Source organism: Vibrio cholerae ATCC 14035 (genome assembly GCF_000621645.1).
Taxonomy (GTDB): domain Bacteria; phylum Pseudomonadota; class Gammaproteobacteria; order Enterobacterales; family Vibrionaceae; genus Vibrio; species Vibrio cholerae.
The window spans coordinates 84,794-94,722 of record NZ_KK211323.1 but is presented as its reverse complement, the minus strand read 5'-3'; the positions used below and the strand labels follow the sequence as shown (position 1 = coordinate 94,722).

Here is a 9,929-nt window from a genome sequence, read left to right as displayed (position 1 = left end):
TTCTTCCTCTTCGAGATCGCTTGCCAGCTCAAGCTCGGACTCAACTTCCGATTCTGCGGCAGGCTCTAACTGCGCATCCGCCAAGGCATCTTCTTCGGTGTACTCAGGCAAATCGAGTTCATCAAGCTCGGTAAAGGCTTCCTCCGTGACTGGCTCACTTACTAACTCAAGCTCTGGCTCAACTTCCGATTCGGCGGCGGGCTCTAACTGCGAATCCGCCAAGGCGTCTTCTTCTGTATACTCAGGTAAATCGAGCTCATCAAGCTCGGTAAAGGCTTCTTCCGCAGCTGGCTCACTTACTAACTCAAGCTCTGACTCAACTTCCGATTCTGTGGCGGACTCTAACTGTGCATCCGCCAAGGCATCTTCTTCGGTGTACTCAGGTAAATCGAGCTTATTAAGCTCGGTAAAGGCTTCTTCCTCGGCTGGCTCACTTGCCAGATCAAGCTCGGGTTCAACTTCCGATTCTGCGACAGGCTCTAACTGCGCATCCGCCAAGGCATCTTCTTCGGTGTACTCAGGCAAATCGAGCTCATCAAGCTCGGTAAAGGCTTCCTCCGTGACTGGCTCATTTACTAACTCAAGATCTGGCTCAACTTCCGATTCTGCGGCGGGCTCTAACTGCACATCTGCCAAGACATCTTCTTCGGTGTACTCGGGTAAATCGAGTTCATTAAGCGCAGTAAGGTCACTTTCATCATTAGATGCTTCTGCAGCCAACGGCTCCGACTCAGGCTCAATTTCGGTCTCAACTTGTTGTTCGTCGAATGCAGAAGACGGAGTGACTTCAGCCAATTGAGGCTCATCATTCTCTTCTGGCAGCTCCAAATCGTTAAGAGTGAGAGGCTCCTCGACAGACTGAGAAAGCCCGTCAGGGGCTAACGCATCATCAGACGTATCCACTGTATTTGATTGCGGCTGCGCAGCCAAATCTGCCAGTAATTCATCCGCCGTTTCATTTGTGGCGGTAGTCTGCTCTGGCAAATCATCCTCAGCCGAAGATAGCTCAAGCTCAGCATTACCCTCTAAAGTTGGTGAGGAGTCATCCTCATCAAATACCCAATCCTCATCTTGAGGAGTACCAAACTCATTGGCGGGTAGCGCACTTGGCTGCGATAAATCGTCTTCCAGACCACCTTCAATTTCAGGATTGAAATCAAAATCATCCGCTTGTGCGAAAGCTTCATTTTCATCGAGTACAGGTTCAAGTAACGGATCTTTTGCGGGTGCCGAGTTGAGTAAGTCGTCAATGAAGGTATCGCTATTAAACTCATCTTCGGTTGCCAACTCCGGGAGTGATTCTGCTGACTCTGGATGCTGCTCAATTTCAAGCAACTCATCAAAAAGCTCAGTACCATCTTCTACACTGAGTTTTTCCGGTGCCACTGAGAATTCTGTAGCTTCGATGGATTCATCATCCAAGTCCAGATCATCCAGTAATTCATCCAAAAGCTCAGTGCTGTTTTGGTCAATTTCAAGCCCAGAGGCAAGCTCTTCGGGCACGGGTTCCCCCAACACCTCATTGAGTAACTGAGTGCTATCTTCCTCTAAATCTAAAATGGGCTCTTCGGGTTGAAGAAGATCCGCAGTTTGGGCATCAAACTCATCGTTTTCTGGCTTATCAAAATCATCCAACAACTCATCTAAAAGCTCGGTACTCTCTTCGCTCAGAGGAGCATCTTGTTCAGCGAGTATTTCATCAAGTAATGCCGTTTCATCTATCGCTTTGGCTTCAAGTTGCTCAAGGTCAGCTTGCTCTTCGATAGAGGCAAACAGGTCATCCAAATCTTGGTCACCCGCTACGCCTGCACCACTGAGATCAAATTCGTCATCATCCTCTTCACTGAGCGACGCCAGCTCATCATTGAGTAGCGTATCCAAGGTTTCGGTATCTTGGATCGCGGGTTCATCATCTAATGCGTCGAGTTCACTGGCGAGTAAGTCATCCAGCAGCGATTGATCCACTTTGCCATCGCTAAGCAGCTCATTCTCTTCATCACCGGATAACAGCGCTTCGATGTCATCCTCCGACATTTGATTTTCATCAGCCAAGTCAAAAGAATTCAGATCATCGTTGTCGGTTGGTTCACTAACATCATTTAGCGCGCGCTCCATCTCCTCAAGTCCGAGCGCTTTATCATCAGCGTTAACAGAAATGCCGTTGGCACTTTCATTTAGAGCATCAAATTCGGTATCGAGATCGCCATCATCATCAATTCCTACAAACAGATCATCGCTGTCCTGTCCATCAAGATTGAAATCAAGATCGGTTTCGTTCAGATCGGCGAAGACATCATCTTCATCCGAGAACGCTTTTTCAGCGTCATTTTCTTCTTTGTCGTCGGTGGTACTGAAGAGGTCATCATCCAACAGCAGGTCATCACCAATATCTTCCGTCTGTTCTGGACCTAAAGTGACAGGCGCCGCGGTTGGCATTTCAGAAGTGATATTGTTTTGCGTTGGATTCTCTTGCTGAGCACTTGAGCGGCGGTTAAGCAGCAGAAGCACCACGATAGCAATAAGCAGACCGGGGATTAGCGCTAACAATGCCACTAACCAGCCATTAGAAAGCAAATTATCTAAAGCTGATGGCGCAAGACGCGAAGCTTCTTCCGCTTTACGGCGCTCTTCTTCCAACAATCTCTCGACTTCACTGCGGATGCGGTTCTCATCACCCAGCTCTTCTTTGAGAGTACTGACTTCCGATTGCACTTGCGAAAGCATCAAGCGCAAGGTGTGATTCTTCTCTTCCAGAGCCATCACTTCAGCATCTGTTGATTGGCTGGGTTTAGCGGGCGTCTTGAGCTCAGTAGGCGCTTTCTCTTGCGGCGCGGTCGTAGGGGTGACTTGAGGTGGCGTTTGCGCGACCGCTTCTACTTTTGGCGTTGCAACAGGAGCAGGACGTGGAGGAGCTACAGGCCTCACTGGCGTATCGGGTGTTTGGTTTAATTTTGCTTGGTGAGACGCCATGATGTTGACAGCGTCTTGAGTACTATTGCGACTGATTTGTGCCAGTGACGGAACACGTAGAGTACTACCTGGGATCAGAGTGTGAATATTCTGATTTTCAAACGCCTGAGGATTGAGCTGATAAATGGCCAATAACGTTTGTTGCACCGTGACGCTGGAAGAAGGCCGTAACTGGCTGGCTATCGACCACAAAGTCTGGTTGGCTGAGGTCGGCCCGAAAAATCGACCGGGTTCATTATTAGCCGAATTGCGAACAATATTTTCACTATATTGGGGCGTAGGTTGTACTTGGCCATCAGGGCCAACAAGACGAATGCTTTCTGCACTGACGAAAGAAGTCTGAGTCACGACCATTACTGCCACTGGCAGCAGGAGCCGTTGGAAAAATCGACGCATAAAAGGCTCAGTATGTGCTTTGAATTTTGAAGTACGGAGATTGGTTAAATATATCGGATCCACCTAGCAAAACTATAGACTGACTGGCAAAAAATGTGTCACGACCGGAATAATCGCAGGAATCTCACACAAATTTCAGTCCTAGCGTGAGGCAACACCGCTTTCTCCACGCCTAAAAACAAAGCCAGCACGTTGGCTGGCTTTGCATTTTACTCTCGTTTTTCGGCTTACTCTTCGTCAATTTTGACGAAACTATCGCGCAAACCAACAGTGCGGTTAAAGACCAAAGCCTGCGGGCTAGAGTCTTTGTTATCGGCACAGAAATAGCCCATACGCTCAAACTGATAACCAAATTCAGGTTTTGCTTCCACTAAGCTTGGCTCAACATAACCTTGAACTTTTACCAGAGATTCTGGGTTAATGGTTTCGGCAAAGTTATCCGCCGCACCTGGATTGGGTACAGTGAACAGACGCTCGTAGAGACGAAACTCAGCAGGAACGCCTTTTTCTGCAGATACCCAGTGAATAACACCTTTCACTTTACGACCATCGGCTGGGTTTTTACCCAAGGTTTCAGGATCGTAAGAACAGAAGATTGTGGTGATATTACCTTGTTCATCTTTTTCGATGCGCTCAGCTTTGATGACGTAAGCACCACGCAGACGCACTTCTTTGCCTAACACCAAACGCTTGTATTTCTTGTTGGCTTCTTCGCGGAAATCTTCGCGTTCAATCCACAACTCACGGGTAAATGGCACTTCGCGATCGCCCATCTCAGGTTTGTTCGGATGGTTAGCCAGCGTCAAAGTTTCCACTGTGCCTGCGGCGAAGTTCTCAATCACCAGTTTAACCGGATCCAGAACGGCCATCGCACGTGGCGCATTTTCGTTAAGATCATCACGAATACAAGACTCTAATGCACTGTATTCAATCATGTTTTCTTGCTTAGTCACACCAATGCGCTTACAGAATTCACGAATAGCGCTTGGCGTGAAGCCACGGCGACGCAGGCCTGAAATGGTCGGCATACGTGGATCATCCCAACCTGTGACCAATTTTTCGGTCACTAGCTGGTTCAGTTTACGCTTAGACATCACGGTATATTCGAGATTTAAGCGGCTGAATTCATACTGGCGTGGATGGCATGGAATCGTGATGTTATCAAGAACCCAATCATACAGACGGCGGTTGTCTTGGAATTCCAAAGTACAAATAGAGTGCGTAATGCCTTCGAGCGCATCAGAAATACAGTGTGTGAAATCGTACATCGGATAGATGCACCACTTGTCACCCGTTTGGTGGTGTTCAGCAAAACGCACACGGTACAAAACAGGATCACGCATTACGATAAAAGACGATGCCATATCGATTTTTGCACGTAGACAAGCTTGACCTTCTGCAAATTCACCCGCACGCATTTTTTCAAACAGCGCTAGGTTTTCTTCTACGCTACGATCGCGGTATGGGCTGTGCTTACCAGGCTCAGTTAGAGTGCCACGGTATTCACGAATTTGCTCAGGCGTCAGTTCATCCACATACGCCAAGCCTTTTTGAATCAGCTCAATCGCGTATTCATACAACTTGTCAAAATAGTCAGAGGAGTAACACACCTCACCTGACCAATCAAAACCTAGCCAAGTCACATCTTTTTTGATCGACTCAACATATTCAAGGTTCTCTTTTTCTGGGTTTGTATCATCAAAGCGCAGGTTGCACTGCCCTTGATAATCCTGAGCAATACCGAAATTCAGACAGATTGACTTGGCGTGACCGATGTGCAGGTAGCCATTCGGCTCCGGCGGGAAACGAGTATGCACGGTCGTGTGTTTACCATCCGCAAGATCTTTATCGATAATTTGGCGGATGAAGTTCGATGGACGAGCCTCAGCTTCACTCATCTATAGCACCTCAAAATTCATTTAGTATTGTCAGAAAGCGTTTCTGCTTCTTGTACCATCAAGGCTAGAAAACAGAAAATATTGCCGCTAATCATCCACAATTCTTGCGGTGGGCACAATAAAAACTATGGATTTCTTGTGATTATTTCTACGGTTCGATGCTTATATCGCCACTTCTCAAACGGGAAATAAGTAAAAAGCCTTCGCTTTCGCGAAGGCTTTGATTCAGGCTAGGGTTTAAACTCGATTAAGGCAGTTTAACGTCAGAAAGATCTTCTTTCGGGCTGATGGCTTTCATCTCACCCGCGACGATTTCTGCTAGAGGGCCAAGGATAACTTGCAGGTTATTTTCACCCAGTTTCACAACACCTTTCGCGCCCAGTTTCTTCAGTACCGCTTCATCTGCAACAGAGCGGTCTTTCAGAGTCAGACGTAGACGTGTGATGCACGCATCGATAGATGTCAGGTTTTCATGACCACCCAGTGCTTTCAGGTATTGGCGAGCCAAATCACCTTTAGATGCATCAGCGGAGTCTGTTTCTGTTTCCACTTCTTCGTCTTCACGACCTGGAGATTTCAGGTTGAACGCACGAATGGCGAATGTGAACGTAAAGAAGTACAGAGCAAAGAACGCCAGACCAATCACAAACAGAGTTGCAGGTTTCGTTGCTAGACCCCAGTTCAACAGGAAGTCGATAAGACCTGCTGAGAAACCGAAACCATGCAGTGTGCCAAACATGTTAGCCACAACCAGTGACAGACCTGTAAATACCGCATGCATTGCATACAGCGCAGGTGCTAGGAACACAAACATGAACTCTAGAGGCTCAGTGATACCTGTTAGGAATGAACAGAACGCAACAGAGAACAGTGCACCACCCACTTGGTGACGACGCTCAGCTGGAGCGGCTAGGTACATAGCAAGTGCAGCACCTGGTAGACCGAACATCATGACAGGGAAGAAGCCGTTCATGAATACCCCAGCGCTCTTATCGCCGCCGAAGAAACGGTGTAGGTCGCCAGATTTAACCACTTCAGTCACTTCTTTTACCACAGCTGTGATTTCAGGCGTTACCGCATTTTTGAACGCAAAAGTATGCTCTTGACCCACAACTAGGGTTTTCGCTAGAGCTGGATCCACACACAGTTTTTCGAGTGCAGGCAGTGCTTGACCAGCGGCTTGAGCACCTGAAACTAGGATCTCTTGACAGGTACCCATGCCGAACCAGAAGTAAGAGTTCAGAACGTGGTGTAAACCTACAGGGATCAGAGCACGGTTCAGAGTACCGTAAACAAATTGGCCTAAAGCACCTGATGTAGAGACGGCATGCGCCAGCGCATCTAATCCACCTTGAATTGATGGCCAGATAACGCCAGAAAGCGCACCAGCAACCAGAGCGAACAGACCCGCCATAATTGGCACTAAACGCTTACCAGCAAAGAATGCTAGCCACTCTGGCAGACGTGTAGTGTGGAACGCGTTGTAAGAGTGCCCTGCGATGATACCTGCGAAGATACCGCCAAAGAAAGACATGTTGATTGAAGCATCAATCGTTTTTGCCGTTGCACTCAGAACAAAGTAAGCTACTGCACCCGCTAGACCTGCGGCGCCAGATCCATCTTTCGATAAACCAATGGCAATACCCAAACCAAACAGTAGTGGCAGCTGGCTAAAAATTGCATCGCCCGCTGCAGCCATGAATGGAATGCCTAACAGGTCTGGTTGACCTAAACGAAGTAAGAGCGCCGCTACAGGTAGCGTAGCGATAGGTAGCATCAATGCTTTACCTAACTTTTGCGCATATCCAAGAATATTCACCTTAAGTTCCCCCTATAGGATTTTTGTATAGTATTGAGAGACTTTTTTTAGTCGCCCAATTTAGTCCTGGTCAGTTTATGACATTAATTTTGCTCCGCAAATTAAAACCTCATCATTTGTGATCCTAATCACCCGTGGTTCTAAGAACGAAATGATTTTGCTAGCCAGATCATAAAACTTATTTTATGATGTAAAAAAACAACTTTTGGACGCTAATATTACAGCGTTTGTTGGTCAGACAGTCACCGTGTTACACTCGTTAACATAGTGCATTTCTCTTAATGCCCTTAGGTTAAACACCGCGAAGAGTGGATTGACCAATGACTTATTTTTAGCCGCAGTTGCTGTGGCCTTTTGCACAAAAGATAATTCGCGACCTGATTGAAGTGAAGCAGCTTGCGCTTTGGCTGTAACCTCGGTGAGTCGCTAAAATGAATCTAAAAATATCGACAAGAGGATTAGCTGATTATGTATGCGCTAACGAACTGCAAAATCTACACAGGCAATGATGTGCTTGTGAAACATGCGGTAATCATCAACGGTGACAAAATTGAAGCCGTTTGCCCTATCGAATCTCTTCCATCTGAGATGAATGTGGTCGACCTAAACGGTGCAAACCTCAGCCCTGGTTTTATCGATTTACAGCTGAATGGCTGTGGTGGTGTGATGTTCAATGATGAAATCACAGCGGAAACCATCGATACCATGCACAAAGCTAACCTTAAATCGGGCTGTACCAGCTTCCTTCCAACGCTGATCACTTCTTCCGATGAGAACATGCGCCAAGCAATTGCCGCCGCTCGCGAATATCAGGCTAAATACCCAAATCAATCGCTTGGTCTTCATTTAGAAGGGCCTTATCTGAATGTCATGAAAAAAGGGATCCACAGCGTTGACTTCATCCGCCCCTCTGACGATACGATGATTGATACGATTTGTGCCAATAGTGATGTGATCGCCAAAGTCACTCTCGCGCCAGAAAATAATAAGCCTGAACATATTGAGAAGCTGGTTAAAGCGGGAATTGTTGTTTCCATTGGACACACAAACGCGACCTATAGCGAAGCACGTAAAAGCTTTGAATCCGGCATTACCTTTGCGACCCACCTCTTTAACGCAATGACCCCGATGGTAGGTCGTGAACCAGGAGTGGTCGGGGCGATTTATGATACACCTGAGGTGTATGCGGGCATCATCGCCGATGGCTTCCATGTTGATTACGCAAACATCCGAATTGCCCACAAAATTAAGGGTGAAAAGCTCGTATTAGTGACCGATGCCACAGCTCCTGCAGGCGCTGAAATGGATTACTTTATTTTTGTCGGTAAGAAAGTATATTACCGAGATGGCAAATGTGTTGATGAAAATGGCACGCTTGGCGGTTCAGCCCTAACAATGATTGAAGCAGTTCAAAATACGGTTGAGCATGTCGGTATCGCTTTAGATGAAGCTCTGCGAATGGCTACTCTGTATCCAGCGAAAGCAATCGGTGTTGATGAGAAACTCGGTCGTATCAAGAAAGGTATGATCGCCAACCTGACTGTTTTTGATCGTGACTTCAACGTAAAAGCGACGGTAGTTAACGGACAATACGAGCAGAATTGATAATGAATGGCGGACAGATTGGTAACGTAGATTTAGTTAAACAGCTAAACAGTGCGGCGGTTTACCGCTTGATTGACCAACAAGGCCCAATCAGTCGGATTCAAGTCGCTGATGTAAGCCAACTGGCTCCGGCCAGTGTTACCAAGATTACCCGCCAATTGCTTGAACGTGGATTAATCAAAGAAGTCGCGCAACAAGCTTCTACAGGTGGTCGGCGAGCCATTTCGCTGACCACAGAAGTCAAGCCGTTCCACTCTATTGCCGTGCGTATCGGACGTGACTATATTCAACTCAGCCTCTATGACCTAGGTGGAAACTCACTGGTTGATGAGCATCATGAATTTCACTACAACACGCAAGACGTGTTGATGTCGAGCCTGATTAAACAGATCAAACAATTTATTCAACAACACACCGCATTAATTGATCAGTTGATTGCGATTGGTGTGGCCTTACCCGGTTTGGTGAACCCAGAAACAGGTGTTGTTGAGTACATGCCTAATGTCGCGATCAATGAATTACCTCTCGGCGCAACCATTCGTGATGAGTTCCATGTTGAATGTTTTGTGGGTAACGACGTTCGTGGTATTGCCTTAGCGGAGCACTATTTCGGAGCAAGCCAAGATTGCCAAGACTCCATACTAGTCAGTGTACACCGTGGCACAGGTGCAGGGATTATCGTTAACGGTCAAGTCTTCTTAGGCTATAACCGCAACGTCGGTGAAATTGGCCACATCCAAATCGACCCTCTTGGTGAGCAATGTCAATGTGGCAACTTTGGTTGTCTAGAAACCGTTGCGACCAACCCTGCTATCACTTCTCGTGTGCAAAAACTGATCGCTCAGGGGTATGAATCTTCGCTCTCTACTCTCGATACGATTACGATTGATGATGTCTGTGAGCACGCAAATGCTGGGGATGAACTGGCGAAACAAGCGTTGGTTCGTGTAGGTAATCAGTTGGGTAAGGCGATTGCGATTACCGTAAACCTATTCAACCCACAAAAGATCGTGATTGCTGGGCAAATCACCGCCGCCAAAGAGATCGTGTTCCCCGCGATTCAACGCAACGTAGAAAATCAGTCACTGAAAACGTTCCACCAACATCTGCCGATTGTGTCTTCACAAGTCTACAAACAACCCACTATGGGCGCTTTTGCTATGATCAAACGTGCGATGTTAAATGGGGTTCTGTTACAAAAATTGCTTGAAGACTGAGCTTTTTAGTTAAGCTTACGCAAC

General features: G+C 47.0%; 5 protein-coding genes and 1 pseudogene. 3 read left to right on the top strand and 3 right to left on the bottom strand.

The annotated features are described in order from the left end of the window. Positions 1–3,117 (bottom strand): annotated as a pseudogene (gene hubP / locus T411_RS01000000119745) (polar hub landmark protein HubP); the annotation flags it as partial. Between hubP and T411_RS1000000121450 the strand changes: the two are divergent. After that, positions 3,095–3,313, top strand: coding sequence for a hypothetical protein (locus T411_RS1000000121450; protein WP_001889887.1), 219 nt, complete (start codon positions 3,095–3,097; stop codon positions 3,311–3,313). The pseudogene hubP and the gene T411_RS1000000121450 sit on opposite strands and share 23 nt — an antisense overlap. 280 nt (positions 3,314–3,593) lie before the next feature. Here the strand turns inward: T411_RS1000000121450 and glnS are convergent, their stop codons facing one another. Both glnS and nagE read right to left on the bottom strand, forming a co-directional pair. Next, positions 3,594–5,264, bottom strand: coding sequence for a glutamine--tRNA ligase (gene glnS / locus T411_RS0117115; RefSeq protein WP_001287116.1), 1,671 nt, complete (start codon positions 5,262–5,264; stop codon positions 3,594–3,596). 247 nt (positions 5,265–5,511) lie between these two features. Then, entirely contained in the window at positions 5,512–7,083 is a 1,572-nt protein-coding gene (gene nagE / locus T411_RS0117110) for an N-acetylglucosamine-specific PTS transporter subunit IIBC (RefSeq protein ID WP_001023164.1), read from the bottom strand. 468 nt (positions 7,084–7,551) lie between these two features. Between nagE and nagA the strand changes: the two genes are divergently transcribed. Beyond that, positions 7,552–8,688, top strand: coding sequence for an N-acetylglucosamine-6-phosphate deacetylase (gene nagA, locus T411_RS0117105; protein ID WP_000271133.1), 1,137 nt, complete (start codon positions 7,552–7,554; stop codon positions 8,686–8,688). Between the two features lie 2 nt (positions 8,689–8,690). After that, positions 8,691–9,905, top strand: coding sequence for a DNA-binding transcriptional regulator NagC (nagC, locus tag T411_RS0117100; protein WP_001013120.1), 1,215 nt, complete (start codon positions 8,691–8,693; stop codon positions 9,903–9,905). Positions 9,906–9,929 lie beyond the last annotated feature (24 nt).